The sequence below is a fragment of the Glaciimonas sp. PAMC28666 genome, from assembly GCF_016917355.1.
Taxonomy (GTDB): Bacteria; Pseudomonadota; Gammaproteobacteria; order Burkholderiales; family Burkholderiaceae_D; genus Glaciimonas.
Genome location: NZ_CP070304.1, coordinates 4,275,667 through 4,301,757 on the forward strand (window position 1 = coordinate 4,275,667; position 26,091 = coordinate 4,301,757).

23 protein-coding genes are annotated in these 26,091 nt (G+C 53.7%); 11 read left to right on the forward strand and 12 right to left on the reverse strand.

Translation table 11 applies throughout. The features are described from left to right. The first annotated feature begins 11 nt into the window (after window positions 1-11). Genes gsiD through JQN73_RS18190 form a run of 3 tightly spaced genes read left to right on the forward strand, consistent with a single transcriptional unit; the run spans window position 12 to window position 2,806 of the window. A complete protein-coding gene (gene gsiD / locus JQN73_RS18180; RefSeq protein WP_205323451.1) occupies window positions 12-896 on the forward strand; it encodes a glutathione ABC transporter permease GsiD in 885 nt (294 codons plus the stop codon). Window positions 897-901: 5 nt separating this feature from the next. Then, a complete protein-coding gene (locus JQN73_RS18185) occupies window positions 902-1,969 on the forward strand; it encodes a P1 family peptidase (RefSeq protein ID WP_240162320.1) in 1,068 nt (355 codons plus the stop codon). 15 nt (window positions 1,970-1,984) lie between these two features. Then, window positions 1,985-2,806: a M55 family metallopeptidase gene (locus JQN73_RS18190; RefSeq protein WP_205320372.1), complete on the forward strand. Its 822-nt coding sequence runs from the start codon at window positions 1,985-1,987 to the stop codon at window positions 2,804-2,806. Window positions 2,807-3,023: 217 nt separating this feature from the next. Here JQN73_RS18190 and JQN73_RS18195 read toward each other — a convergent pair whose 3' ends face one another. From JQN73_RS18195 to JQN73_RS18225, 7 genes are all read right to left on the reverse strand, one after another. Continuing rightward, a complete protein-coding gene (locus tag JQN73_RS18195) occupies window positions 3,024-3,845 on the reverse strand; it encodes a GntR family transcriptional regulator (protein ID WP_205320373.1) in 822 nt (273 codons plus the stop codon). A 34-nt stretch (window positions 3,846-3,879) separates the two neighbouring features. Continuing rightward, window positions 3,880-5,490, reverse strand: coding sequence for a gamma-glutamyltransferase family protein (locus JQN73_RS18200; protein WP_205320374.1), 1,611 nt, complete (start codon window positions 5,488-5,490; stop codon window positions 3,880-3,882). Between the two features lie 17 nt (window positions 5,491-5,507). Beyond that, complete coding sequence (locus JQN73_RS18205) at window positions 5,508-6,482, reverse strand: ABC transporter ATP-binding protein (RefSeq protein ID WP_240162321.1); 975 nt, start codon at window positions 6,480-6,482, stop codon at window positions 5,508-5,510. Window positions 6,483-6,575: 93 nt separating this feature from the next. After that, window positions 6,576-7,535, reverse strand: a complete 960-nt coding sequence (locus JQN73_RS18210; RefSeq protein WP_205320375.1) for an ABC transporter ATP-binding protein — start codon at window positions 7,533-7,535, stop codon at window positions 6,576-6,578. 13 nt (window positions 7,536-7,548) lie between these two features. After that, entirely contained in the window at window positions 7,549-8,466 is a 918-nt protein-coding gene (locus JQN73_RS18215) for an ABC transporter permease (protein ID WP_370551256.1), read from the reverse strand. Window positions 8,467-8,475: 9 nt separating this feature from the next. Beyond that, on the reverse strand, window positions 8,476-9,414 hold the full coding sequence (locus JQN73_RS18220) for an ABC transporter permease (protein ID WP_205320376.1): 939 nt from the start codon (window positions 9,412-9,414) through the stop codon (window positions 8,476-8,478). A 37-nt stretch (window positions 9,415-9,451) separates the two neighbouring features. Next, window positions 9,452-10,939 (reverse strand): ABC transporter substrate-binding protein, encoded by a 1,488-nt coding sequence (locus JQN73_RS18225; protein ID WP_205320377.1) that lies wholly within the window; start codon window positions 10,937-10,939, stop codon window positions 9,452-9,454. A gap of 550 nt (window positions 10,940-11,489) precedes the next feature. On the opposite strand from JQN73_RS18225, the gene alkB reads away from it, so the two are divergent. From alkB to JQN73_RS18250, 5 genes are all read left to right on the forward strand, one after another. Next, complete coding sequence (gene alkB, locus JQN73_RS18230) at window positions 11,490-12,146, forward strand: DNA oxidative demethylase AlkB (RefSeq protein WP_205320378.1); 657 nt, start codon at window positions 11,490-11,492, stop codon at window positions 12,144-12,146. A gap of 180 nt (window positions 12,147-12,326) precedes the next feature. After that, window positions 12,327-13,007 (forward strand): ABC transporter ATP-binding protein, encoded by a 681-nt coding sequence (locus tag JQN73_RS18235; protein WP_205320379.1) that lies wholly within the window; start codon window positions 12,327-12,329, stop codon window positions 13,005-13,007. Between the two features lie 52 nt (window positions 13,008-13,059). Further along, on the forward strand, window positions 13,060-15,621 hold the full coding sequence (locus JQN73_RS18240) for an FtsX-like permease family protein (protein WP_205323454.1): 2,562 nt from the start codon (window positions 13,060-13,062) through the stop codon (window positions 15,619-15,621). Further along, window positions 15,621-16,721 carry a lipocalin-like domain-containing protein gene (locus JQN73_RS18245; RefSeq protein ID WP_370551257.1) on the forward strand — a complete coding sequence of 367 codons (1,101 nt, stop codon included), beginning with the start codon at window positions 15,621-15,623 and terminating at the stop codon, window positions 16,719-16,721. Before JQN73_RS18240 ends, JQN73_RS18245 begins: the two co-directional genes overlap by 1 nt. A 216-nt stretch (window positions 16,722-16,937) precedes the next feature. Next, a complete protein-coding gene (locus JQN73_RS18250; RefSeq protein ID WP_205320380.1) occupies window positions 16,938-17,399 on the forward strand; it encodes an acyl-CoA thioesterase in 462 nt (153 codons plus the stop codon). Window positions 17,400-17,437: 38 nt separating this feature from the next. Here the strand turns inward: JQN73_RS18250 and JQN73_RS18255 are convergent, their stop codons facing one another. After that, entirely contained in the window at window positions 17,438-17,680 is a 243-nt protein-coding gene (locus JQN73_RS18255; RefSeq protein WP_205320381.1) for a DUF3820 family protein, read from the reverse strand. Window positions 17,681-17,903: 223 nt separating this feature from the next. On the opposite strand from JQN73_RS18255, the gene JQN73_RS18260 reads away from it, so the two are divergent. Together JQN73_RS18260 and JQN73_RS18265 are read left to right on the forward strand one after the other, a co-directional pair. Further along, entirely contained in the window at window positions 17,904-19,109 is a 1,206-nt protein-coding gene (locus JQN73_RS18260) for an acyltransferase (protein WP_205320382.1), read from the forward strand. A 4-nt stretch (window positions 19,110-19,113) separates the two neighbouring features. Continuing rightward, window positions 19,114-20,481 carry a TAXI family TRAP transporter solute-binding subunit gene (locus JQN73_RS18265; RefSeq protein ID WP_205320383.1) on the forward strand — a complete coding sequence of 456 codons (1,368 nt, stop codon included), beginning with the start codon at window positions 19,114-19,116 and terminating at the stop codon, window positions 20,479-20,481. Between the two features lie 62 nt (window positions 20,482-20,543). On the opposite strand, the gene JQN73_RS18270 is transcribed toward JQN73_RS18265, so the two are convergent. Further along, window positions 20,544-21,446 carry a LysR family transcriptional regulator gene (locus JQN73_RS18270; protein ID WP_205320384.1) on the reverse strand — a complete coding sequence of 301 codons (903 nt, stop codon included), beginning with the start codon at window positions 21,444-21,446 and terminating at the stop codon, window positions 20,544-20,546. 196 nt (window positions 21,447-21,642) lie between these two features. Here JQN73_RS18270 and ampC point away from each other — a divergent pair, with 196 nt between their 5' ends. Next, complete coding sequence (ampC, locus tag JQN73_RS18275; RefSeq protein WP_370551258.1) at window positions 21,643-22,827, forward strand: class C beta-lactamase; 1,185 nt, start codon at window positions 21,643-21,645, stop codon at window positions 22,825-22,827. Between the two features lie 160 nt (window positions 22,828-22,987). Here ampC and JQN73_RS18280 read toward each other — a convergent pair whose 3' ends face one another. Genes JQN73_RS18280 through JQN73_RS18290 form a run of 3 tightly spaced genes read right to left on the reverse strand, consistent with a single transcriptional unit; the run spans window position 22,988 to window position 25,981 of the window. Beyond that, window positions 22,988-23,647 carry a membrane integrity-associated transporter subunit PqiC gene (locus tag JQN73_RS18280; RefSeq protein WP_205320386.1) on the reverse strand — a complete coding sequence of 220 codons (660 nt, stop codon included), beginning with the start codon at window positions 23,645-23,647 and terminating at the stop codon, window positions 22,988-22,990. Continuing rightward, complete coding sequence (locus tag JQN73_RS18285; RefSeq protein WP_205320387.1) at window positions 23,644-25,275, reverse strand: intermembrane transport protein PqiB; 1,632 nt, start codon at window positions 25,273-25,275, stop codon at window positions 23,644-23,646. Before JQN73_RS18285 ends, JQN73_RS18280 begins: the two co-directional genes overlap by 4 nt. After that, window positions 25,268-25,981 carry a paraquat-inducible protein A gene (locus JQN73_RS18290; RefSeq protein WP_240162603.1) on the reverse strand — a complete coding sequence of 238 codons (714 nt, stop codon included), beginning with the start codon at window positions 25,979-25,981 and terminating at the stop codon, window positions 25,268-25,270. The genes JQN73_RS18285 and JQN73_RS18290 overlap by 8 nt, the downstream gene beginning before the upstream one ends. Window positions 25,982-26,091 lie beyond the last annotated feature (110 nt).

Here is a 26,091-nt window from a genome sequence, read left to right on the forward strand (position 1 = left end):
CCAGCGCCGCGATTGTGGCAGCGGTGCTGGCACCATTGCCGACAACTATCCGTACGCCATGGAGTGAATTCTGGCGCAAGTTCAAGAAGCAGCATCTGGCCGTTGCAGCGGGTTGCTTTGTGTTGTTTCTGATTGTGTTGGCGATAGCGGCACCGTATCTGGTGCCCTACGACGCAGAAAATTATTTTGATTACGATGCGCTGAACGCCGGGCCGTCAATGGCGCATTGGTTCGGAGTTGATTCATTGGGGCGCGACATCTTTAGCCGCATATTGATGGGTACGCGGATTTCTCTGGCTGCCGGTTTTTCTTCAGTGGCGGTGGGCGCAATCGTGGGCACGTTCTTTGGTCTGATCGCCGGCTATTATGAAGGCTGGGCCGATCGCATCATTATGCGTATCTGCGATGTATTGTTTGCTTTCCCTGGAATTTTGCTGGCTATCGGTATTGTGGCGATTTTGGGTAGCGGCATGTCTAACGTCATCTTTGCGGTCGCCATTTTCAGCATTCCAACCTTTGCCCGACTGGTGCGCGGCAACACGCTGGTGTTGAAGCATCTGACCTTTATTGAGGCGGTGCGCAGCATCGGTGCGAATGACCGCACGATCATCTTGCGGCATATTTTCCCCGGCACGGTATCAGCGGTGGTGGTGTATTTCACGATGCGTATCGGTACCTCGATTATCACCGCGGCCAGTCTGTCGTTTCTAGGCATGGGCGCGCAGCCGCCGATGCCGGAGTGGGGCGCGATGCTGAATGAAGCACGTGCCGACATGATGACGGCACCGCACATTGCGATTTTCCCTAGTCTGGCAATTTTCTTCACGGTGCTGGCTTTTAATTTGCTGGGGGATGTCTTGCGGGACGCATTAGACCCTAAGATTGATCGCCGCTGATGTTGATGGCTCCGATCATTGGTTCGCTTCCCGCCGGACCTTCAAACTCTATCAGTGATGTAGCGGGCGTCACCGTTGGCCACGCTACGTTGATGCAAGGTTCGATACAAACTGGCGTTACCGTGATTCGCCCGCATGGCGGCGATCCGTTCCGTGACAAGGTGCCAGCCGCAACCGTGGTATTGAATGGCTTCGGCAAAAGTATGGGGCTGGTACAGGTGCAGGAACTGGGCGTGCTTGAGACGCCGATAGCATTGACCAACACCATGTCGGTTGGCACGGTTGCCACTGCGCAGATCCTTTCTGCGATGAAAGCTAATCCTGAAATAGGGCGCTCCGATCCGACGCTCAATCCATTGGTGTTTGAGTGCAATGACGGCTATTTGAATGATATTCAGGCGATGGCTGTTACCGCAGCACATTATCAACAAGCACTGGACGACGCGGCGCCGCAATTTGCGCAAGGCGCAGTCGGTGCCGGTCGTGGCATGTCGTGCTTTGACTTGAAGGGCGGTATCGGGTCAGCATCGCGCTATGCCAAAATTAGCGGGGTTGATGGCCAGCAATATTGCGTCGGGGCGCTGGTCCTGGCAAATTTCGGCAAGCTGACCGATTTGACGCTGGCTGGCATCCGCATCGGCGATCAGCTGCACAGGCAAGACGCTACGCAAACAGGATCGCCGGAGAACGAACGTCCGGAAATGGGCTCGATTATTATGATCATTGCGACCGATGCGCCGCTGGATGCCCGTCAACTGGGTCGTCTGGCAAAGCGCTGCGGTATCGGTCTTGGCCGCACCGGATCTCACTACGGACACGGGAGCGGCGATATTGCGTTGGCGTTCTCGACGGCACAGACGATTTCGTATCGTCCGGATGGCGCTACCCAACAATTCTTCATGCTGCACGATAGCTTGCTTGATCCCTTATTTAAAGCCGTGGTTGAGAGCACTGAACAGGCAATTGTGAATGCGTTGTTTGCTGCTGAAACGGTGATTGGACGTGATGGTCATCGGCGTAGCGCATTGCGCGATGTGACACTTTCTGGTGGCACCCCCGCCGATCTTATTTAATTCAAAATTGACCCAATGAAAATATTGATTTCAGTAGATATTGAAGGCGTTGCCGGAGTGTTCCATCCCGAGCAGACCCGCGCTGGTAATCCGGAGTATGAACGCGCCCGACGTCTGATGACGCTCGAGGCCAATGCGGTCATTGATGGGGCGCTTGCTGGCGGTGCCACCGAGGTTCTGGTGAATGACTCACACGGAAGTTTTCGAAATCTGTTACCGGATTTGTTGCATCCTTCTGCCATTGCTATTCAGGGTAAGCCACGCTTGGCAGGGATGATGAGCGGAGTGGAAACCGGCGTTGATGCAGTCATGATGGTCGGCTATCACGGGCGCTCGCAAAGCAGCGGTATCCTCGCGCATACCATTAATAGCTTCGCCTTCGCACGGGTCTGGCTCAATGAAATTGAATTAGGCGAGGCCGGTATCTACGGCGCAGTGGCAGGAGAGTTCGGCGTGCCTGTGATTTTTGGGAGTGGCGATAACGTGTTTGTTGATGAGGCAAAGGTACTGTTTCCGCAAGCCACGCTTGTTAGCGTAAAAACTGCCCAGGGAAGCACCAGTGGACATTCCGTATCGCCACAACGCGCCGCATTGTTATTAACCGAAGGAGCGAACGCGGCTCTCAAGAATATCGAGGACGCTCAGGCCTTTGTTTTGCAGCCAACGATCACCTGTAGATTACAAACACAGAGTTCTGCGCTGGCCGATCTATTCTGCCAGCTCCCGATATTGGAGAGGATCGATGGTGTCAGTGTTGGGTTTTCTGCGCCCTCTGTTCAATACGCAGTCAGGGTATTGAATAGTTTGTCAGCGATGTCATTTATGTTGCGCAATTAATATAGACGCGTAGGGAATATAGACGCGTAGGAAATATAGACCCGTGATATGCGTTGAAACTGGGTGGCCCGAAAACACCAGGATGCGTTGCACCATTTTGCGCAGTTCCTTGGCATTACCCGATGGAGGAGCCACGCATTGCGGTCGCCGCTTTAAATCACATGGCGGTGATGGCGGAACCTGTGGCCGCGAAGAATTCGCGCGCCATCGATAGCGATCAAGCATTTCGCAACACCTTCACCGCCGCGTAACGTACCCGTTCGGTAGCAGCAGCCGCTCGCGCACTATGAAGGCTATGTAACGTAATTTGATTCACCTCTGCATGGCTGCCTTCAATGTGTTCGGTGATCAGCCTGTTTGCTTCCGCGCTGGCGTGTGCGCTGATTTGGGCCAGAATAGCCGCATGTTCGTCGTAGGTTGATTGCACGCAATCGCCGTAGACGAAATCCAGGCGCCGTACTATACGGATACGGTCAGTAAGGCGGTCAAAGGCGGTCGCCATTTCCAGATTGCCGCTTGCGCGTACCAACGTCTGATGGAATGCTTCATCCAAAGCGGCAACGAGGCGGCCGTCAGTCAACCGCTCGCTCAAAGGTACGCACCAGACTGCTTTAAGACTATCGATCAAAGCGCCATTGATGGCACTATTATCGACCAGCTCCCCGGCAAGTCCGGCACAAAGACGATTGACGGCGTGTACTTCGATGAGTTTTCGAAATTCGTACAAATCCTCAAAACGCTTTAAATTGATCGGCACGACCTCCCAGCCACCGCGTACATAACCTTGGACCAGACCGTCACTTTGGAGCCGTTGTAAGGCCTCCCGCACTGGCGTGCGCGAGACCTCAAAGTAGATCGCAATGTCGGTCTCCGTAATTTGATCCCCCGGTAGCAGGCGCATTTCAAAGATGTCTTCGCGAAGTTTTGCATAGACGTATTCAGGCAACGAACCAGATTTAGCCGATTCACCGCCAGCGGCTGATGGGACGGCTAACGTCGCCGGATTGGTTCGTTTGCGTGTGGTCGAAATTTTCTTCATGGGATTTCGCTAGGGTCGAAAATCAGTCTGAACGTTACCAGGCAGCCACGCAGCCATCCGACCGCGGTTCGGTACCACCGCATAAGACGCCGTGTTCATCGCGCCAGATGATCTGGCCGCGACCGAAGCCGAGTTGATTCCCCGACCAGGTTACATCATGCCCAAGACTACTCAAACCACGGAACAGCGGTTCCGCCGTCGTATGTTCGATGCTGACGTTGTTGTTACTCTCCCATTCCCAGCGCGGTGCATCAAGCGAAGATTGAGGATTCAGACCGAAGTCAATCGTATTCATGACCATTTGCACGTGCCCTTGCGGTTGCATGAAACCACCCATGACGCCGAACGGTCCGACGGCATTGCCATCCTTGGTAAGGAAACCGGGAATAATGGTGTGATAGGGGCGCTTTCCGGGGGCCAGGCAGTTTGGATGGGAAGCATCCAGCGTGAAGTTGTTACCGCGATTGTGCAACCCGATGCCGGTGCCGGGTACCACTAAACCTGAGCCGAAGCCCATGTAGTTACTCTGGATGAAGGAGACCATATTGCCTTCGTTATCGGCGGTGCTGAGATATACGGTGCCACCGCGTGGCGGCTCTCCGGCGACCGGCAGAGTAGCGCGTTGCCCGATTAATTTACGGCGTTCGTCTGCGTAACTGTCGGAAAGCAGATCTTTGACCGAAACCCGCATGTGACCGGAGTCTGCAATATGCGCTAACCCGTCAGCGTAGGCTAACTTGATGGCTTCAATCTGGCGGTGATAGGTGTGCAGGGCGTCGCGCTCACTGAAGTCAAATCCTTTTAGAATATTCAGGGCCAGCAAAGCCACCAGACCGTGACCATTCGGCGGGATTTCCCATACATCGTAGCCGCGATAATTGGCGCTGATCGGATCGACCCATTCTGGCTTGTAGGCGGCCAGATCGGTGACGTCAAGATAGCCGCCAGCGCCGCGCACACAGGCGGCAATTTTTTCTGCCAGAGCGCCACGATAAAAACTTTCGGCGTTATCTTCTGCGATTGTGCGCAACGTTTGCGCGTGGTCTGCCGACCGCCAGATTTCGCCAGCGCGGGGCGCGCGACCTTGTGGGCAAAAGGTAGAAAACCATGGTTTGAAATGGTCTTCTTTGAGGTTTTCGGTGAACACCTTATGCGCGTTTTCCCAAGCTACGGCGATCATCGGCGAAACCGGAAAACCTTCTTGCGCCAATGTGATCGCACCTGCCATCGATTGGGTCAGCGGCAACTTGCCAAAGCGCGCGGCCATACTGGCCCATGCGCCCGGGGTGCCGGGTACGGTGACCGGCAACGCGCCATATTTTGGCATGCTGGTATGACCCGCAGCCTTTAAGGCTTCAAGTGAAATCGCTTGCGGGGCGGCACCACTGGCATTGAGGCCGTGCAATGCGCCTTTGTGCCATATCAGGGCGAAAGCATCGCCGCCGATACCGTTAGCGGTCGGCTCTACCACGCTGAGCGTGGCGGCGGCTGCAATAGCCGCGTCGATGGCGTTGCCGCCCGCTTGCAGAACTTGTAGACCGGCTTGTGCAGCTAACGGCTGTGAAGTTGCAACCATGCCGCGGTTGGCGAAAACTGCACTTCGGCGGGAGGCATAGGGATAATGATTGGTGTTGAAGCTTGGCATAAAATCTTTCAAGGCAATTATCGATAAAGGTGACAAGTCACATATTCACCGGGAGCGGTCTGCACTGGCGGCGGGGCCTGCGTTTTGCAGATGTCCATGCAAGATGCACATCTGGGATGAAAATGGCAACCGGTCGGTGGCGCGGTCGGGCTGGGAATACTTCCCTGTAACACGATACGCTGGCGGACCTGATCAGGGTGTTCACGCGGAATGGCGGATAACAGTGCCTGCGTGTAGGGATGTTTCGGTGCCGAATAGACGGAAGCGCAATTGCCGTATTCAACCATGCGTCCCAGATACATCACGCCGATGCTATCGCTGACGTGCCGGATGACGGCTAAATCATGGGAAACAAACAGATAGGTGAGACCTAGCTCTTTTTGCAGAGCGGACAGCAGATTCAGAATTTGGGCCTGAATGGAGACGTCCAGCGCCGACACTGCTTCATCGGCGACCACCAGTTTGGGGCGTGTGATGATAGCGCGAGCGATCCCAACGCGTTGGCGCTGTCCGCCTGAAAACTCATGCGGATGGCGGCCTGCATATGATTGACTCAAGCCCACGACGTCGAGGATTTCAGAGACTTTGCGCTTGCGGGTGGCGCGGTCGAACAGTTGGTGCACGATTAATGGCTCTTCCAGTACCTCGCCTATCGTCATGCGCGGATTAAGCGACGCAAACGGGTCCTGAAACACCATCTGCATGTTCCGCCGCATGCCGCGCAAATTGGAGGATGAGAGTGCGCCGAGATCTTGCCCCATAAAGTTCACCGCACCTTCGGTTGGCTCAATCAGGCGCAACACGCTGCGTCCGGTGGTTGACTTGCCGCAACCGGATTCGCCGACCAACCCAAGGGTTTGGCCTTCGTTGATTTCGAACGAAACGTCATCAACCGCCTTCACGGGAGGCGAACCACGGGTTCCTGAAGCAAAATACTTTTTCAGCCCGGAGACGCGTAAGAGTGGTGCGGTGGATGTAGTGGGCATACTCATGTTGGTGTCGGGGTCCAGGTAATATGCATTGTGTAGATTGGCGTCGGCCTAGTCGTTAGGTTTTCCATTAGATGTAGCAAGGATTCACCTGCATCAGTCCGGATACCAGCAGCGCGCCATATGCCCGGGGAAAATCGCCTCAAGTGGCGGCATTGATGCACGGCAGCGGTCATCTGCCTTGGGACAACGGGCCGCGAAGCGACAGCCGGTTGCGACCGATCCCGGCAGCGGCACTGCGCCTGGAATCGCCATAAGCGGTTGGCCTGGAATGCCATCCAGCGCCGGACGTGCGCGCATGAGCGCCTGGGTGTAGGGATGCGCCGGTGAATCGAACAGATCGCGGACCGTGCTCTGTTCCACTACCTGCCCGGCATACATGACCACGACGCGTTCGCACATTTCAGCCACCACGCCGAGATCGTGCGTGATCATCAAAATGGCGGTCCCCTGTTCACGCTGCAGGTCGCGCATCAGGTCCAGAATCTGAGCCTGGATGGTGACGTCCAATGCAGTGGTTGGCTCGTCGCAGATGAGTAAACCGGGCTTGCATAAAAGAGCCATTGCAATCATGACACGTTGGCGCATACCGCCCGAGAGGCTATGTGGATAATCATCGACGAGTTGTGTGGCGCGGGACAGTCCGACTCGTTGTAGCATCGCGATTACTTGCGTTTTGATCTGTTGCCGGTCGAGCTTGGTATGCATGCGTAGCATTTCACCGAGCTGCGTGCCAATACGATGCAACGGATTAAGCGAAGTCATCGGTTCCTGAAAGATCATGGCGATCTGGTTCCCGCGGATGCTGCGCATGGTGGCATCGTTTGCCGCCAGTAAATCGCGGCCGTTGTAGCGTACTTCTCCTTGCAATAGCGGCTTGCTGGCCATGGGAAACAGGCGTAACAGGGACAGGGCAGTGACACTTTTTCCGCAACCGGATTCGCCGAGCAAGCCGACCGTTTCATTGTCGCCGACCGTGAACGAGACGCCGTCTACGGGAGCGACTGATTTGCCGTGGCTTTTAAATTCGACCTTGAGATTGTTGACTTCCAGCATGGATGAGCTCTCTTTAGCGGCTTAATTTGGGGTCGAAGACTTCGCGAATGCCATCGCCAAGAAGATTGAATCCCAGCACCACAGTAAAAATAGCGATACCGGGCCACAAGGCCAGCGTTGGATTGGTATTCAGGTAGCCCTGCGCAATATGCAGCATGGAACCCCAACTTGGATCTTCCGGCCGGGCACCGATTCCCAGATACGATAATCCGGCTTCGGCAATGATCGCTGAACCCATCGCAAAGGTTGCCTGAATCACTAGCGGGGCCATTGCATTCGGCAGGACATAACGCCGCATAATGCGCAGATCGGTGGCACCGACCGAGCGCGCCGCCATCACATAATCGAGATTGCGGATCGCCATTGCCTGGCCGCGTGCCAGGCGGATAAAGGCCGGAATGAAGCCAATTCCGATGGCGACCATTGCGTTATAAAAGCCACCGCCCAACGCCGCAGCCAGCGCCAGCGCCAGAATCAGCGAGGGGAAGGCTTGTAAGGCATCGACCACGCGCATGACGATCCATTCATCAAGAAAACCTCTGAAATAGCCACTGGCAATGCCGATTGGAACGCCGACAAAGAAGGCGAGTCCCACGGCAATCAGCGCAGCCTGCAACGAAATGCGCGCCCCAAACACCATGCGCGAGAAAATATCCCGTCCCAGATCATCGGTTCCCATCCAGTGGGCGCTACCGGGAGACGCAAGGATGTTGGCGTAGTCCTGATCAAAAATAGGGTCATGGGTTGCCAGGAGCGGGGCAAACAGCGCGATCAAAATCAATAACAAAATAATCGCTGCGCCGACTACCGCAAGCCGGTTAGCGGCAAAGCGCCGCAATGCAGCGAAACGCACCATTTGCGGCAGCGCATTCACCGATAAAGCTGGGGGCGTCTGTGCCGGGTCCATGCTGTGGCTTAAAGGTTGATTCATGCGTATCCTCTATTTAGCGATACGCGGATCGATCATGCTGTACAGCAGATCTACCGCAAGATTGACGATGATGACCATCAAGGCAGCCGCCATGACACCCGCTTGCACCGTGACATAATCACGCTGGAAGATTGCGTCGACGATCATTTTTCCCATGCCCGGAATGCCAAAAATGCTTTCAGTAATCACCAAACCGCCCAGTAAGCCCGAAACCATCAGGCCGCTGGCGGTGACGACCGGAATCATGGCATTGCGTAGGGCATGACCGATCACTACTTGCCAGTCTTTTAAGCCTTTAGAGAATGCGGTGCGAATGTAATCTTCGTTCAATACTTCCAGCAGGCTGCTGCGCACCATGCGCATCAGGATCGCCGATTCGCGCAGGCCCGTTGCCACCACGGGCATTAACATTGCCAGCAAATTGCCATGCCAGTCCTCTGAAAAAGGAACGTAGCCAGAGGCAGGAAGCCAACCCAATTTGACTGCAAACAGGACGATGAACATCATTCCCAGCCAAAAATGCGGTACCGACATGCCAAACAAGGCGATAAATGTGCTGACATAATTGGCAATGCCGCGCGGGCGGGCAGCTGCCATGATTCCGGCGGGCACGGCAATCAGTACAGCGACGAGAAAACTGCCCAACGCCAGTTCAATCGTCACCGGCAACCGTTGCATCAGGCTGTCCACCACGGGGGAGTGATCAACAAACGAACGGCCTAAATCACCGTGCAGAACCGCCCAAAGCCAATGTCCGTATTGCACATAAATTGGATTGTCCAGCCCAAGTTGCGCACGCAAAGCAAGGGCTGCTTCTGGTGTCGCCTCTTGGCCGAGAATGGCAGTGACGGGATCGCCCGGAAGAATGGCAAGCAACGAAAAAATCACGATGCTCACCAGCAACAACGTTGGCAACACAAGTGAAATGCGCTTTAAAATTTTCGGCATGGGCTGACCAAAAGGCTAAGATATCGATCGATGAATGCTATTTAGAAAGGGTCACGGTCCTGATGACGCCGTCCGGTACGAATTTGAACCCTTTGACTGCCTTTGAAATGCCGAACAATACGTTGTCGTGATTCAGGTAAACGTAAGGAACGTCAACCACCAGAATCTGCATCGCCTTATCATAGAAAACCTTGCGTTTTGCATCTTCACTTTCGATCCGGGCTTGCTGCAACAGCGCATCGACCTCTTTGGTGCCGTATTTGGAATAATTGAGCGAGCCGTTAGTGACCGCAAAATCATAGATATTCTGATCAGGATCGGGGCGGCCGCTCCAGCCGACCATCAGGGCTTCATAGGTCCCTGCTTTGCCGGATTCGATTTGGGTAGCGAGATCCGCTTTTTCCAGCGTGACGCTGATGCCGGCGGGGCGCAACATGCCTTGTACCATTTGACCAACCTGCAATTCTTCCGGGGTGGTCGGCAACGTCATTCGAAACGAAAAGCCAGTTTCTTTACCGGCGGCTTTTAAGAGGGCCTTGGCTTTTGCCAGATCTACTTTAGGTGGTACGTCGGCAGGTCCGTTGGCGAATTGGGATTTACTAAATGGGGAATGGCCGGCGGATACTGCACCGTTATAAACAACCTTGGCGATAGCTGCGCGGTCAATCAGGATATCGATGGCTTCGCGGACTTCCTTTTTATCAAACGGCGGTTTTGACGTATTGAAATAGAATCCACGAAACCCCAATGATGGCTTGTTGATGACAGTATATTTTGCACCGGCATTGGTATTGCTGAGTTCTTTGTAGGGGAAGCGATTGGTGATATCGACCTGACCGCTGCGCAGATTGTTGAAGGCGACGTTGACGTCTGACATGATCTTGTAGACTACCTGATCTGCCTTTGGCAAACCAGCTTGCCAATAATTCGGGTTTTTATCCAGTGTCAGGGTGGCACCTTTCAGGCGTCCCTTATAGATAAAAGGACCTGTGCCGACCGGGTTGTTAACATAGTCTTCGCCAAATTTTTTGACGGCATCGGGCGATGACATCATGCCCGCGCGGTCGGTCAGAATCGACAAAAATGGCGCAAATGGTTCGCTCAGTTCGAGCTTGATGGTCGCATCGTCTACGACTGTGATCTGCTTAACGTATTTGAGATCATTTTTACGCAGCGAATTATTTTCTTGCCCACGCCGTAAATTAAATTCAACGGCTTTTGCGTTAAACGGCGTGCCATCCTGGAATTTCACGCCTTTTTGCAGAAATAGGGTGTACGTTTTTTTATCGTCCGACACGGTCCAACGCTGGGCCAGCATGGGGATAATCTTGCCGGTTTCATCCAGATCAAGCAGTTTGTCGAAAATACTTTGATACACCATGCGTTCGGCGATCATCGATGAGCGGGTTGGATCAAGCTTGCCGGGATCGTTATCGAGAGAAATATTGATGGTCATCGCCGTTGCGGAACCGCCGATGCCAGCCATCAGCCCAGTGACCATCAGTGATGCTAAACGCTTCGCCATTGTCGACCCTTAATTGAATAATAGTTGTAGAACTGGTGAAAATTGACGTCGTAAAAACTAGTGCCGGTTCAGGTATCGATTGCTGTGAAACTGCTCGACAGGAACTATATTAATTGATGTCGCCGTCGATGTATACATGGCCGTGGACATGCAATAATTCAAAAACGGCGGTTAGATGACAAACAACTATTGAAGGTAAATGCAGTGTGGTGCGGTGGCGCATTTAATCAGTGCGCTGACGTCATTTCCGCTGGTATTTAGCACCGTTATGGCACTAAAAAGAAGCCGGTGTATCACTTTTATTTGAAATGGAAAAAAAAAAGAAATTTTTTTTATAAATCAGAATATTGGCATTGCCCAAACCGGTTACTGGTGCGGACTGTTGATCCACCGGCGCCAATGGCCTCAGCGACTGATGGGGGATTAAGGGGTTCCGGAAGCGCTTCTCCTTTGTATCGTTGATAATAAGAGGATGGTTTAATGGTGAGGTCGATTATTTTCATCCCTCCATGACGCCAGTTGCACCCCGTACAACATCCAGTGAACCCAAATGACGCTGAATTTATTCGACGATGCCGAGCAGGGGCGGGTCTGGCAAGAAGCCATTTGCCCCGGCGCAGTGGTACTGCGACATTTCGCTTTGCGCTATGAAGTTGAGATTTTTGCTGCGCTTGACGACATCGCCCGGCAAGCACCTTTTCGTCATATGGTGACACCGGGCGGATTTCGCATGTCGGCAGCGATGACCAGTTGTGGGGAATTTGGCTGGACGGCTGATAGGACCGGCTATCGCTACATCACCACAGATCCGGAAACCGGATTGCCGTGGCCGCCGATGCCGGAGACGTTAGGGCGCCTGGCTGTCGCCGCCGCGATGAGTGCTGGATACCCTGAATTCGTACCGGATGCTTGTCTCATTAACCGTTATGCAATAGGCGCAAAGATGTCGCTGCATCAAGACAAGGATGAGCCAGATCTGGGCGCGCCGATTGTGTCGGTTTCGCTCGGGTTACCGGCAAATTTTCAGTTTGGCGGTCCACGGCGGGAGGATAAAACACAGCGCGTGCAGCTGACGCATGGAGATGTCGTGGTATGGGGCGGTCCTGCTCGGCTCTTTTTTCACGGTGTCTTGCCGATAAAGAATGGGCTGCATCCATCGACCGGTGAATTCCGCATCAATCTGACATTTCGTAAAGTAAGCAAATAAAATACAGCTCCTTGATATAGCTCTTTAAAGCAGCTGTTTAAAGCAGCTCTTTAATACAGCTTTTTAATACTCGTGGCGATCGAGAGTGATTGACTACTATTCTCAGACCCTTTTTTCACTAATCTTCTATCCATTTTTGTCCGCTATGCTAATGAAATCGATGAATGACCTGGTTAACCCATGAGTGGCGCTCTCGTTGCCGCGCTGGAATGTCGCGGGCTACAAAAAGCTTATGCGCACGGGAGAACTGTCCTGGCACATCTCGACTTTACCCTGCAGCCTGGGGAATACGTGGCCGTGATGGGGGATTCCGGTGTCGGTAAATCGACGTTGTTAAATCTGATCGCAGGGCTCGATATTGCCGATACGGGCACGGTATTGATAGACGGTGTCGCCATGTCCAGCCTGAGTGACGATGCTGCGACACGCTTGCGCCGAGAAAAACTGGGTTTCATATTTCAGGCCTTTCATGTCCTGCCGCATTTGACCCTGCAACAAAACGTGGCGTTGCCGCTGTTATTGAATGGGTTGGGTTTTGAACGCGCCACCGAGATGCTGGCGGCGGTCGGCCTGGCGGGGCGGGGAGACGACTTTCCACGGCAATTGTCGGGTGGCGAAATGCAGCGTGTGGCGATAGCAAGGGCATTGGTGCATCGGCCTAAACTTATCCTGGCCGATGAGCCTACCGGTAATCTCGACCCGGAAACCGCGCATGAGGTATTAATCTTATTGCGCAATGAAATCAAGGCCAATGGTGCGTCAGCCATCATGGTTACCCACTCTATGGCCGCTGCTGCCACTGCGGATCGTATCCTTGTGTTGACGGCAAGCGGCTTGCATCCTTTGCGAGCTGCTGCATGACGTCCTCGAAAATCAAACAATGAAGCGGGCGATCGCTGAGCCTGGCGGCAAAATGCCGACGACGCCAAAGGTGAAGTCGGGCTTCAATGCCATCCGTCGATTATCTCGTTGGTTGTTAATGGCCGAATGGCGTGCGCATCCGGTGCGCTCGATAGTGGCAATTGTTGCTATCGCGCTAGGAGTGTCTTTGGGCTATGCCGTAGACTTAATTAATGGTGCGGCCTTCAATGAATTCTCGGCAGCAGCGCGAAGTTTGTCGGGGGCGTCCGATCTTCAGGTTCGCGGCGTGCAACCGCTGTTCGACGAACGCTTATATCCTGCCATTGCACGCGAAAAAGGCGTTGCTCTGGCTAGTCCGGTATTAGAACTCGATGTGACGGTGCCCGGCCAGCGCAGTGCGTTGAAAGTGTTGGGCATCGATGTCTTCCGCGCTGCTCTCATCACGCCGGATCTGACCGGCGTGCCGAGCACGGAACATCCATTTGATACGCTTTCCGACGACGCGATCTTTCTTTCCAGTGCGGCACAGGATTGGCTCAAGGTGCGTCCCGGTGATCACCTCGCATTACGCAGCGGCTTGACGAATGTCAACTTGCGCGTTGCTGGCGGGGTGGCGCGTGCGCGGGAAGGGCAGCGGATTGCGGTAATGGATATCGGCGCAGCGCAATGGCACTTTGATCGTTTGGGCAAACTATCCGGCGTCGATCTTAGGCTATCACCCGGCATTAATCGGGAAACATTTCGCGCTGCACTTCAAAAGCAGATGCAGGGTCGGTTGCAGGTACTCGAAAACCAGGACCAGGAAGACCGCACCAATAATATGTCGCGTGCTTATCGGGTCAATCTGAATGTACTCGCGTTGGTGGCGTTGTTTACGGGTGCATTTCTGGTGTTTTCTACGCAAGCGCTGTCGGTGATTCGACGCCGCGCCCAATTTGCACTATTACGGGTGATGGGTCTTGAACGTGGCCAGTTGCTGCGCCAGGTGTTGTTAGAAGGCAGCTTGCTCGGTAGCGTCGGATCGCTATCAGGGCTGGTGTTGGGCTATGTAATGGCGGCAGCGGCATTGCATTTTTTTGGCGGTGATCTGGGTGGTGGTTTTTTTCGTGGCGTAGAACCTCGCGTGCAGTTCGATGCACCGGCAGCTGGAATTTTTCTCTTGCTTGGTACGGGTATCGCGCTGCTCGGTAGCCTCGCACCGGCGCTTGAAGCATCGCGTGCGCGCCCGGCTGCCGCATTGAAATCGGGTAGCGAAGAAACCGCGTTAGCGCGTTTGGCAGCCGCGTGGCCAGCGTTGTTATGTTTGTTGTTGGGTGCACTGTTGACGCAATTGCCGCCGGTATTCGACCTGCCGATTTTTGGCTACGTCGCGGTGGCGCTGTTGCTGATTGGCGGAATCGCGTTGACGCCGCGTTTGTCGGCGCTGGTATTTCCGGTCGTGCAAAAGTGCGGCGGCCGCAGCAATGTAATCTGGACCTTAGCGGTGGCGCGTCTGGCCAACGTACCGGGTCAGGCTTCCATCGCGTTGGGCGGTGTCCTTTCGAGCTTTAGTTTGATTGTAGCGATGGCGATTATGGTGTCGAGTTTTCGGGTCTCGGTTGACGATTGGCTGACACAATTGCTATCGGCAGATTTATATGTACGCTCCGCCACTAGTGGCGACACGGGATCAATGCGAAGTGGAGAGCAGGCCTTGCTGGCGGCGATTCCGGGCGTGGAGCGCGCCCGGTTTTTACACACTTCGACCCTGGCACTCGATTCGGCGCGGCCACCGGTGACGCTCATTGCGCGTGAAATTGACGCTGCCGATCCGGCACGCAGTCTGCCGCTCATTGGCAAGACCATTCCTCCCTTGGCAATTTCAGCCGACGCGCTGCCTATCTGGGTATCTGAGGCAATGCGTGATAGTTATGGGTATAAGGTAGGTCAGCGGGTCCAGCTGCCGATTGGGGTAACGATACAAAATTTTGTGGTAGCGGGCATTCTGCGCGATTATGCACGCCAAACCGGAACGATTGAATTACAACTCAGTGACTATCGGCGACTAAGTGGGAATAACGATGCGACAGACGCAGCAATTACATTGCAGCATGGTGCGCAACTCACTGCGGTAATCGCTGCGATGCGCAGATTGCCCTTCGGCAAGTTGTTGGAGTTTTCCACTCCCGGCGACATTCGCGACACGAGTCTTAAAATCTTTGATCGTAGTTTTGCAGTCACCTATTTGCTGGAGATCGTCGCGATTGTGATCGGGCTGTTTGGTGTGGCCGCGACGTTTTCGGCGCAGACCCTGGCGCGCACACAGGAATTTGGCATGCTGCGTCACGTCGGCGTCACGCGGCGGCAGATTCTGGGCGTGTTGGCCGTGGAAGGCGGTTTGTTGACTGCGGCTGGGATTGCGGTGGGTTTCTTGTTGGGATGGACAATCAGCCTGATCCTGGTTTTTATTGTTAACCCGCAGTCGTTTCACTGGACCATGCAGCTGCATATGCCGTGGCGCAGTCTTGGTTCGGTCGCATTGTTGCTTCTCATTTCTGCCACGATCACAGCGGTGGTGGCGGGGCAGCGGGCGGTGGCCATCGATGCAGTGCGCGCCGTGAAGGAGGACTGGTAATGGACACCACTTGTCGGCGCTGGCTTGGAAGCCTTTTCACCATGCTGATCATAGGAGCGCTGGCGACCATGCATGTCGTAAAGGCTGCGCCACCGCGATTTGCGCGGGTAACCTCGGACGGAATGGTGACACTGCCGCAAGATACCGGCGCGCACCCGGATTTTCGCACTGAGTGGTGGTACGCGACCGGATGGCTCACCACACTTGAAGGTAAACCGCTTGGATTCCAGATAACTTTTTTTCGCTCTGCCACAGAGCATGATCGCGCTAATCCGAGTGCTTTTGCACCAACGCAGTTAATTATTGCGCATGCCGCGCTATCCGACCCTGAGGTAGGGAAGTTACTACACGATCAAAAAAGCGCTCGCGCCGGTTTCGGTCTTGCCTACGCCAAGGTCGGCAATACCGATGTTGCGCTGGATAACTGGCGACTGGTGCGCAACCCTGACGGTCATTATGACGTCAGCGTTGAAGCGCGGGATTTCACACTCAAGTTTGCGTTAACCCCGACCCAAATGCCGTTGCTGCAAGGAGAGCATGGTTACTCACGCAAGGGACCGTTGCCAGCGCAGGCCAGTTATTACTATAGTGAACCACAGTTGCGCGTGAGTGGCACGGTGACGCGCGCTGGCCGCGAGCAACCAGTCACTGGCACGGCGTGGCTCGATCACGAGTGGTCGACCAGCGTGTTAGCCAAGGATGCCTCTGGTTGGGATTGGTTGGGGGCAAATCTGGATGATGGCGGGGCCTTAATGGGATTTCAGATTCGTAGCCGTGACGGTGCCAAAGTCTGGGCGCACGCCGTTTTGCGCGATGCCGATGGGAAAGTCACCCAATTTAATCAGGATCAGGTCAGCTTTTCACCTCAACGCAACTGGCGCTCGCCCCGCACCGGTGCCAGTTATCCGGTGCAATCCATGTTGCGCACCGGATCGCTCGAATGGCTGCTAAACCCATTGCAAGACGATCAGGAGCTTGATTCGCGCCAGTCAACCGGATCAGTATATTGGGAAGGCGGGGTCACGGTCAGCCGGGCGGGTAAGCGCGCGGGCCGCGGCTACTTTGAATTGACCGGGTATGTGAAGCCTCTAAAGTTTTGAGCGGTGCCTGGGAGTCGGACGGGTAAGTAGGCCAGCGAGTGTCGTTTTTTAGCCGCACCAACCCTATTTGACCGTTATGATCGATGAATCATGGGCGAGGGTCGGCGGGTTTGCCGTGCCGGATACCACATCTGCGGCATAATACAAAAAATAGATTGTGATCGCTTACGCGGTCCAGTCCAAAAGAATTTGTATTATCTTAAAAGGTACGGAATTATGATCGCTTCTCCCTCGCACGAACTCACGATGACCGTGTTGATGACCCCCGATATGGCTAATTTTTCGGGCAACGTTCACGGCGGCACGGTACTTAAATACCTCGATAGCGTGGCTTACGCATGCGCCAGCCGCTATTCTGCTACTTATGTGGTGACGCTATCGGTCGATCAAGTGGTGTTCCGCGAACCTATCCACGTTGGTGAGCTGGTGACTTTTCTGGCCTCGGTCAACTATACCGGGACCACGTCAATGGAAATTGGCATCAAAGTCGTTACAGAAAATATTCAGAAGCGCCTGGTGCGACATGCCAATAGTTGCTATTTCACCATGGTTGCGGTCGACGAACATCGTAAGCCTATTCCTGTGGCGCCGTTGGTTCCTGTCACCGATGAGCAAATCCAACGCTTCAGCAATGCGATCGTACGAAGAGAATTTCGTAAGAAAATCGAAAAACGCTAACTCAACTTTGCTTGATCATTTTCGTTTTAGGGCGTCTGCTACATGGCGTCCGTTACACGGCGTCCGTTACACGGCGTCCGCAGCGGGTCTAGCAAGTGGGTAAGCGCGTTGTGATCGAGCTCGTACATCAGCGCTAATAATCCTCCTAGTTCGCCTGACGGAAAGCCTTCACGTGCAAACCACCCCAAATAATGGCCCGGCAAATCGGCAATAAGGCGACCTTTGTATTTTCCAAAGGGCATTTCGCGGCTGACTAAAAGCGCTAAGTGGTCGGGATTCATCGTGGAATGGTGGATTCTCTGCTGGTGGCAAACTTCGCGGCAAAAGTTCGTTTTCGAGGCACATTATCTCAAATAATGCTGGTATGCGGTTCTTCGATCGTCTGTTGTCGACGTGCTCCAAAAACATTGTCATTGCGGCAATGTCAGGTATAAAAATTAATTTACTGGACAGCTTCGGCATAAACAGTATGATGAGCGTCCATCGTCATAATAATAAGAAACAATGCGCGGTCTTACGCCCTTACACGCGTCATCGAATGCAGCCTTGAATGCTAGCAATCGTCACAGTTTTCAAAGCGGCTTCATCGACTTCCTGAAAATCATTGCCGCGCAATTAATAGTGCTGCATCACCTGGCGTTCTACGGCCCAATGTCGGATTACGTCAGACCTCTGGCCCCTGGTTTCATCGGCTGGCTGGAGTCTTACGCCCGCATCGCGGTACAAGTTTTCCTTGTTACCAGTGGATTTCTAGCCGCTAACTCGCTATCCCCAAAAGGCGCACCGGGGGTTGTTGCACCCTTACGTACCGTGTGGCGGCGTTATATCCGGTTGGTGCCGCCCTTTCTGGTCGCGACCGGACTCGCAGTTGGCGCTTCCGCCCTGGCCGGTATGTGGATGACACATTCGTCCATTTCGGCGATGCCGACCTTGCCGCAACTCGCAGCGCATGCGCTATTGCTGCATACCGTATTGGGTTATGAATCGGTATCGGCAGGCGCGTGGTATGTTGCAATTGATTTTCAGCTGTATGCGTTGCTGACGTTGTTGTTGTGGTTTTCGGGCAAGCTGGCTGCGCAACGCAATTTGCCGTGGCTGGTGCCGGGGATTATTATTAGCGGCGTTTGCGTATCACTTTTATACTTCAATCGCGATGCCCGCTGGGACGCCTGGGCGGTCTATTTTTTTGGAAGTTACGGTTTAGGTATCATTGCGTGGTGGGCGCGTGATCCAGCGCGGCCACGTACGGCTGTGTCGCTCCTGCTGCTAGCGATCCTGGTGCCCGCAACAGGTGCATTGCTATTGGATTTTCGTAGCCGGATCGCTGTTGCCCTGATCATCGCCTGTGCTTTGGTCTTAATCAGCAGATGCAGCACCCGACTTCTCCAACGCAGCACTGGCCAGCGACAATCACGCTACGGATGGTCCATGTTTCATGGGTGGGGAAATATCTCCTATGGAATATTTCTGGTGCATTTTCCGGTTTGTCTGGTTGTGAATGCAATTTTCACGCGCTTTGTGACGACCAGCCCGCTATTGCAGGCGGCGGGTATGTTGGTTGCGTGGATGGCAAGTATTGTGGCAGGCGCTGCATTCTACCGCTGGGTGCAATGCCCGCTAGCACGTCTCTCATGGGGCTTGTTGCGACGTTCGCCGGTCGAACCGAATGCAGAACAGTTTTTGCAGCGGACGCTTTCAACGTTAAAATAGCGGCATGGCGACACAACATACAGCATCCGAATATAAGCAATCCGTTAAAACCATCAAGGCGCGATTTGTCGCGATCTCCTGGCGCGATCTTGCGATCAGTTTCGGTCCGATCGTTTTGCTGGGGCTCGTGGGGATCTGGTTGGCGATCTGGCTAATCAATCCGGCACCGCCTAAATCGATCACGATCACGACCGGACCTGAACACAGCACCTTTTGGAATGATGCTCAAAAATACCGCAAGATATTAGCGCGTAATGGTATTCAATTGAAGATAGTGACCTCCGAAGGATCGCTGGATAATCTCAAAAAACTTAACGATCCGACCACCGGTGTAGATATTGGGTTTGTCCAGGGCGGTTTGGGGGAGAACATGTCCACCGATAATCTGATGTCATTGGGAAGTGTTGCGTATGTGCCTGTTTCGGTGTTTTATCGCGGCGACAAGACAATTGACCGGCTCTCCGAACTAAAAGGCCAACGTGTGGCGATCGGCCTGCAAGGAAGTGGATCGCGGGTGTTGGCCCTGACGCTTTTGAAGGCGAACGGTATTGTGGCCGGAGGCAAGACCACGCTACTCGATATGGGCGGTGACGAGGCTGCCAAAGCGCTCACGGATGGCAATATCGACGCTGCATTTCTGATGGGCGATTCCGCCGCGCCGCCAACGATGGGAAAGCTATTACGCACCCCTGGTATCCATCTGGTGGATTTCGCACAAGCCGGTGCCTATGCCCGCCGCTTCACCTATTTGAACGAATTAAAGATTCCGAAGGGCGTATTTGATTTGGGCCGAAATATTCCGAGCCACGACATTCAGCTCATCGCGCCGACTGCCGAGTTGATTGCGCGCGATGGTTTGCATCCCGCCTTATCGGACCTGCTCATTGACGCTTTAAAGGAAGTGCATAGCGGCGCAAACGTATTACAGCGCGCCAATGAATTTCCTGCGCCGTTGGTACACGAGTTTCGTATCAGCGATGACGCTACCCGTTACTATAAGTCGGGCAAAGGGTTTTTCTATCGGACGTTGCCATTTTGGCTGGCCAGTCTGGTTGATCGCACGGTGGTGATATTGCTGCCCCTGATTCTTCTATTGATTCCTGCCTTCCGGCTGGTTCCGATGCTCTATGGCTGGCGCATAAAATCACGCATTTATCGGTGGTACGGATCGTTGATTGCGCTGGAGCGCGGAGCCATAGCGGAAACACCGGAAGAGCGTGCCGAGATGCTGCGACGGATCGATCAGATTGAAGAATCCGTCAATCGCATGAAAATGCCGCTGGCTTTTGCCGATCAATTTTACGTATTGCGAGAACACATTGGTTTCGTTCGCGCCAGACTTGCCAACAGCCATGGAGGGGCGATGGAATAAGCAAGCGGTCTATCCATAAGTCCGTATTCCTGAGGGCTGGCAATTCAGGTAGTCCCAGCTAACTAATCGACATCGACATCGACAGCCTGAATAGCGGTTTCGTCTGCTGCTTCCTTCAAAATCCATTTGTAGAATAACTGCATCGCTGGCGACATGGATCTTGATTTCAGCCAGGTCAGCCAATAACTGCCCGCTTTAATCTCAATATCAAACGGGCAAACCAGCAATCCAGCCTGAAGTTCGCGAACAAACATGCGCCGCGGGGCCAAAGCGACTCCCGCGCTCTGCATCGCGGCTTCGACCATCAACCGCGACGAGTCAAAAATCGGACCGTTGATCATCCATGGCGCAAGCTCGGCGGCTTCAAACCAGCTGTTCCATTCCTCCACGCGATAAGAACGCAAGAGCGTCTCCCTCGACAGATCAGGCGGCGCAAGCAGCCGCTGCGCAACGTCGGGCGCGCACAACGCTGCCAGCGGAGCTTCGAGCAGCAATACATCGTTGGTCGCAGGCCAGCCGCCCTCACCGAACCGGATTGCACAGTCCAGTCCTTCCGCCGCCAAGTCAACCAGATTGTTGTTGGTCAGCAGTCTTAGCGCAACGAAGGGATGCGCCTCCCGAAATAATTTGAGCCGGGGCATCAGCCAGCCGACCGCGAATGTACCGACCACCCCGACCGTCAGCACTTCATGAAAATGGCCCCCTTCGAACTGCTTCAAAACAGCCTCAATGCGACCGAACGCATCGGTTAGCACAGGCAGAAGTGCGCGGCCTTCGTCGGTCATTCCCAGTCCACGCGGCAGGCGTTTGAAGAGAGTCGTTCCCAGCCGCTCTTCAAGCATTCTGACCTGCTGACTAACGGCTGCCTGGGTCACGTTCAGTTCGAGCGCGGCCCGCGTGAAATTCAGGTGCCGCGCCGAGGCCTCGAATGCGCGCAGTGCATTAAGTGGAAGAGAAGATCGCATGAGGAGATAGGCATAAGATTTTCTTTACTCTAGACGAAATTCTTCTCGCTTGTCAACAATCGGCGAAGGGAGGATATTGTCTCGGGTGCAACGCTGCGTGCATACAACATGCGTGCACGCAGTGTCAGCGAGTGTTTGAACGCTGGGTACGATTACCAATCTTTTATTAAGTTTTTTACAGGAAGCGTTATCAACCATGGGTCAACACATCATAAGCCGGATGAAAATCCTATCTCTGTTATCGTTATTTTTTATCACGAGTGGCGCAACGGCTGATAACGTTGACCAGTCCAGTATTAAAGCCGCTGTGGATCAAGCGATCCAGCCCTTGATAAAGCAATATACCATTCCAGGCATGGCGATTGCCGTGACTGTTGATGGCAAAAGTTACTTCTACAACTACGGTGTAGCGTCAAAGGAAACCCAGCAGCGCATTACCAACAAAACGTTATTTGAGATCGGGTCGTTCAGCAAAACGTTGACGGCGACGCTGGTTTCTTATGCTCAGGTTAATGGCAATCTTTCATTATCAGATAGTGCCAGTAAATATTTTCCTTCGTTGCGCGGCAGTAGTTTTGACGACATCAGTCTGTTAGATTTGGGAACGCATACTGCCGGTGGGCTCCCGTTGCAGGTGCCAGACAATATTACCGACACTGATCAGTTGATGAATTATTTTAAACAATGGAAGCCTGTGCACGCCGCCGGGACTTACAGAAAATACTCAAACCTGAGTATTGGCATGCTTGGTATGATTGCAGCAAAAAGCATGAATATGTCCTTCGAAGACGCGCTTCAGAAGACGCTGTTTCCGCAGCTTGGAATGCGGCATAGTTACATCACTGTTCCAAGAGATCAGATGCAGGATTATGCGCAAGGCTACACCGCAAAGGATGTGCCAGTCAGAGTTACCCCCGCCGTGCTGGCATCCGAAGCCTACGGAGTGAAGTCCGATACCACGGACCTGATCCGATTTATTAATGCCAACATGCAGATGGTTCAGCTTGATGGCAAGCTGCAACGCGCAATCACTGATACCCATACCGGCTATTTCAAGACAGGCGAATTTACCCAGGATTTAATATGGGAACAATATACATACCCGGTTGGGTTGAAACGGCTGTTAGCTGGTAACGCCGCGACTTTCGTTTATGACGGATCGCAAGCGACCAGATTAAACCCGCCGTTGCAGCCGCAAAAAGAGGTACTGATCAACAAGACAGGTTCAACCAATGGCTTTTCAGCCTATGCCGCCTTTGTTCCTGCTAAAAAAATCGGCATTGTAATCCTTGCAAACAAAGCCTATCCGGTTGAGCAACGCGTGACCGCCGCTTATCAGATTTTGGAGCAACTGAGCATTCCTGCAGGATCAAAAAAATAGCGGGATATTAACTTTAGACTAGCCTGACGCAACGAAACAGACAGCTTCAACAAAAAAGCACGCTACGGAATGGTTGATATTCCAAAGCGTGCTTTATTGTGCAGAAGGATGCTTGCCGGTCAATGTCAAACCAGTGTTGGCACGGTTGTGGAGATCAGAATTAAGACCCCCTGCATTGGGTCGGACTGCCGCTTGCCAATGTCCCTACGTTGGCGACTATACCGTTGACGGTATCTGCTACCGCACGTTGAACCCCTGCCACCAGCGCATCCATTCCGGCACTGACCGGTTCGGTTACAGCCAGCTGACAAGAGGCACTGGAACCGTTATCCGAGCGCGTAATCGTCCAGCCGAATAATGCTTGAACCTTGTCCCCCGGCGCCGCATCGAATTCTCGCAAATCGACTGCAATTCGGTAACTTGGCGAGTCTGATGGGTGCCCCCCACGAGTCACATCAACTGCACCCAATTTGTCGGCGAGGCCGCTGGCGAGTGCATCGTGCAATTCATAATTAAACGACGAGGACCAACGATCCTGTTCGAGGATATCGACGCGTGTGTTCTGTGCTCGTACGACTAATTGCGGTCGCGCCAGACGTTCTGGAACGCCGACGGGGGGCACTTCAATGTAGATATTCTGGGCCGTGCCTGATTTGGAGGTCCCGGTAGCGGATGGCACCGCCAGAGTATAAAACCTGGTCGGGGTAACCGAGCAGCCTGCCAAAACGGTGACCGCTGCTATCGCAGAGACGCTACATAGCACAAACTGCCGGTAGGATGCATGCGCGCGGGATTGGGTGATCGTCGGGGGAAATGTCATTTTTTGTCCTCTTGCTTGCCACGGATCAATGATTCAGGATGGCGTTCCAGATAATCGGTGAGCACCCGCAATGAAGCCGCCGAGCGCGATAATTCTTGCAAGGTCTGGCGGATGTCCTGCTGTAAGGGTGCATCTGACGATAGCGTTTGCTGAGCGGCAGACAAAGTTTTGCGCAAGTCTTTCATCGCAGCAGACACGTCTGGGGCAATATCAGTGTTCAGGGTGTTGGTTAGCTTCTCCGTATTGGTGAGAGTGCGATTAAGCGTACCCAACGTTTTCTGCAGATCGCCACCGATTTGGTCGAAAGGCACTTTGCTCAATTTGCGAGCGATGTCGGCAATTTGAGACTGAATTTCGTCCAGACTATTTGGAATAGTCGGTAACTCTAACGGGTTTTTGGTAACGTCTATGTTTACTGGTGGCGCTTTCGGGAAAAAATCGAGGGCGACGTAAATCTGCCCCGTGAGCAGATTCCCTGTGCGTAACTGGGCGCGCAGCCCGTGACTGATCATATATTGCAGCCGTTGTTGCTGGGTATAAGGAGATTCCTTTTCGTCTTCGATCATCCGACGTCCAAGTCGTTCAGGATAGATCTGGATCAGGACCGGCATCAAAAATTCACGTTTTTTGTCGTCGTATTCGACCCCGATGGACTTCACTTCGCCCAACTCGACGCCGCGGAAATCAACCGTCGCACCTGGCGACAGTCCGCGTAGCGATTGATTAAAGTGCAGTAAAACTGTTTGAGGTGGACCATCAGGCGGTTTCATAGCAGTGCTTTCGTCTTCTGCTAAGGAAAATGCGGTGTTTTCTTTCGCCGCAGTACCGATGTCGTCGTCGGGCGACTGCATGGCGATCCCACCCAGCACGACGGTAGCCAATGATTCTGTGCGTAGTTTAAAGCCGCTGGAATTGATCTGCATATCGAAACCGCTGGCATGCCAGAAGCGTGTATTTGCGCCGACAAACTTCTGATAGGGAGCATTGATAAAAATACGTAAAGTCACGCCTTTGCCATCGTTATCCAGATCGAAAGCGGCTACCTGGCCAACTTTAATCCGGCGATAGTAAATGGGTGATCCAATATCCAGCGACCCGATATCACCGGCGTGCAGCAAATACCGCAAGCCTGCGGAGTCGCGAGTGACGATCGGCTGGACTTCGAGTCCGGTAAATTCGTCTTTGGTCTCTTTGGAGTTGCCTGCATCAGCACCGATATACGCGCCAGAGAGCAGGGTGCCAAGACCAGAAATGCCGGACGCCGCGACCCGCGGGCGGACTACCCAAAAGCGGGCATCCATGGCGGTAAAGCTTTTGGCTTCTTTTAATAATTGTATGGTCGCAATAATGTGAGAGTGGTCTCTGCTGAGGGTAATTTTTTCAACGGTACCGATATCGACATCTTTATATTTGACTTTGGTTTTGCCCGCTTCCAGACCCTCTGCTGTGACAAATGTCACGGTGATAACGGGGCCGCGCTCGATGATGATTCTCGCCACCAGCGTTAGCCCGACGACGGCGGCAACAATCGGAATTAACCAAACCAGAGAAGGTAGCCAGTTACGCTGACGCTTTAATTTCGGCCGTGGCAGGTCAGGCAGCGAAGGATTTTCTTTTTCTTCAGTCATTGGTTTCTTTCAGTTGATCCTTTGGTGCGGCTTTGGGGGCTGATGAGTGATCTGGATGTTCATTCTGCTGCGCCTCGTCCGGAGGAGGATCTTCCGTACGCGCGTCCCAGATCAAACGAGGATCGAAGGTCAGGGACGCGAGCATCGTCAGTATGACTACCGAGCCAAACGCAGCTACGCCGACCCCTGCGGTAATTCGGGCAAAACCGCTAATCTGAACCAGTCCAGCCAGCAACGATACGACAAAAACATCCAGCATCGACCAGCGCCCGATTGCTTCGACAATACGATAAAGTTTTGCGCGTTGCAAGCGACGCCAGCGGCTTTTCCGTTGCGCCGTCACGGTCAACAAAATCATCGCGCTGAGTTTGAACAAAGGGACCAGAAAGCTGGCGATAAAAACAACGCAGGCAAGCTCCCAATCTCCTGATACCCAGAAATAAATGATGCCGCTGAGGATGGTGTCATGCTGCTCGGTAAATAAGGTCCGGGTAATCATGACCGGCATCAAATTGGCGGGGATGTACATCATGCAAGCGGCGATTAGCAAAGCCCACGTGCGGTTGATACTATCTGGCTTGCGTAGATGCAACCGCGCCTGACAACGGCCGCAGCGCTCCTGCTCGTGTGCCTTAGCTTTATCCCAAACCGTGCCGCAATGATGGCAAGAGATGAGCCCAAGGCTGATCGCGGTCGGGAGCGGAATGCTGGCGGTAGTTTCGTCGGCATCATCTGTGTCTATGTGGTCCACATTGTTTGCGTGGTCGACGCTGGCCCTGCCCGGGCGACCCGTTGGATGGGAAGTCGGGGTCGTGG

What these genes read in the sequence shown, in the direction of transcription:
- JQN73_RS18185 (WP_240162320.1), top strand. Translation starts at nt 902, where the DNA reads ATGGCTCCGATCATTGGTTCGCTTCCCGCCGGACCTTCAAACTCTATC.
- JQN73_RS18190 (WP_205320372.1), top strand. Translation starts at nt 1,985, where the DNA reads ATGAAAATATTGATTTCAGTAGATATTGAAGGCGTTGCCGGAGTGTTC.
- JQN73_RS18195 (WP_205320373.1), bottom strand. Translation starts at nt 3,845, where the DNA reads ATGAAGAAAATTTCGACCACACGCAAACGAACCAATCCGGCGACGTTA.
- JQN73_RS18200 (WP_205320374.1), bottom strand. Translation starts at nt 5,490, where the DNA reads ATGCCAAGCTTCAACACCAATCATTATCCCTATGCCTCCCGCCGAAGT.
- JQN73_RS18205 (WP_240162321.1), bottom strand. Translation starts at nt 6,482, where the DNA reads ATGAGTATGCCCACTACATCCACCGCACCACTCTTACGCGTCTCCGGG.
- JQN73_RS18210 (WP_205320375.1), bottom strand. Translation starts at nt 7,535, where the DNA reads ATGCTGGAAGTCAACAATCTCAAGGTCGAATTTAAAAGCCACGGCAAA.
- JQN73_RS18215 (WP_370551256.1), bottom strand. Translation starts at nt 8,466, where the DNA reads ATGAATCAACCTTTAAGCCACAGCATGGACCCGGCACAGACGCCCCCA.
- JQN73_RS18220 (WP_205320376.1), bottom strand. Translation starts at nt 9,414, where the DNA reads ATGCCGAAAATTTTAAAGCGCATTTCACTTGTGTTGCCAACGTTGTTG.
- JQN73_RS18225 (WP_205320377.1), bottom strand. Translation starts at nt 10,939, where the DNA reads ATGGCGAAGCGTTTAGCATCACTGATGGTCACTGGGCTGATGGCTGGC.
- alkB (WP_205320378.1), top strand. Translation starts at nt 11,490, where the DNA reads ATGACGCTGAATTTATTCGACGATGCCGAGCAGGGGCGGGTCTGGCAA.
- JQN73_RS18235 (WP_205320379.1), top strand. Translation starts at nt 12,327, where the DNA reads ATGAGTGGCGCTCTCGTTGCCGCGCTGGAATGTCGCGGGCTACAAAAA.
- JQN73_RS18240 (WP_205323454.1), top strand. Translation starts at nt 13,060, where the DNA reads ATGCCGACGACGCCAAAGGTGAAGTCGGGCTTCAATGCCATCCGTCGA.
- JQN73_RS18245 (WP_370551257.1), top strand. Translation starts at nt 15,621, where the DNA reads ATGGACACCACTTGTCGGCGCTGGCTTGGAAGCCTTTTCACCATGCTG.
- JQN73_RS18250 (WP_205320380.1), top strand. Translation starts at nt 16,938, where the DNA reads ATGATCGCTTCTCCCTCGCACGAACTCACGATGACCGTGTTGATGACC.
- JQN73_RS18255 (WP_205320381.1), bottom strand. Translation starts at nt 17,680, where the DNA reads ATGAATCCCGACCACTTAGCGCTTTTAGTCAGCCGCGAAATGCCCTTT.
- JQN73_RS18260 (WP_205320382.1), top strand. Translation starts at nt 17,904, where the DNA reads ATGCGCGGTCTTACGCCCTTACACGCGTCATCGAATGCAGCCTTGAAT.
- JQN73_RS18265 (WP_205320383.1), top strand. Translation starts at nt 19,114, where the DNA reads ATGGCGACACAACATACAGCATCCGAATATAAGCAATCCGTTAAAACC.
- JQN73_RS18270 (WP_205320384.1), bottom strand. Translation starts at nt 21,446, where the DNA reads ATGCGATCTTCTCTTCCACTTAATGCACTGCGCGCATTCGAGGCCTCG.
- ampC (WP_370551258.1), top strand. Translation starts at nt 21,643, where the DNA reads ATGGGTCAACACATCATAAGCCGGATGAAAATCCTATCTCTGTTATCG.
- JQN73_RS18280 (WP_205320386.1), bottom strand. Translation starts at nt 23,647, where the DNA reads ATGACATTTCCCCCGACGATCACCCAATCCCGCGCGCATGCATCCTAC.
- JQN73_RS18285 (WP_205320387.1), bottom strand. Translation starts at nt 25,275, where the DNA reads ATGACTGAAGAAAAAGAAAATCCTTCGCTGCCTGACCTGCCACGGCCG.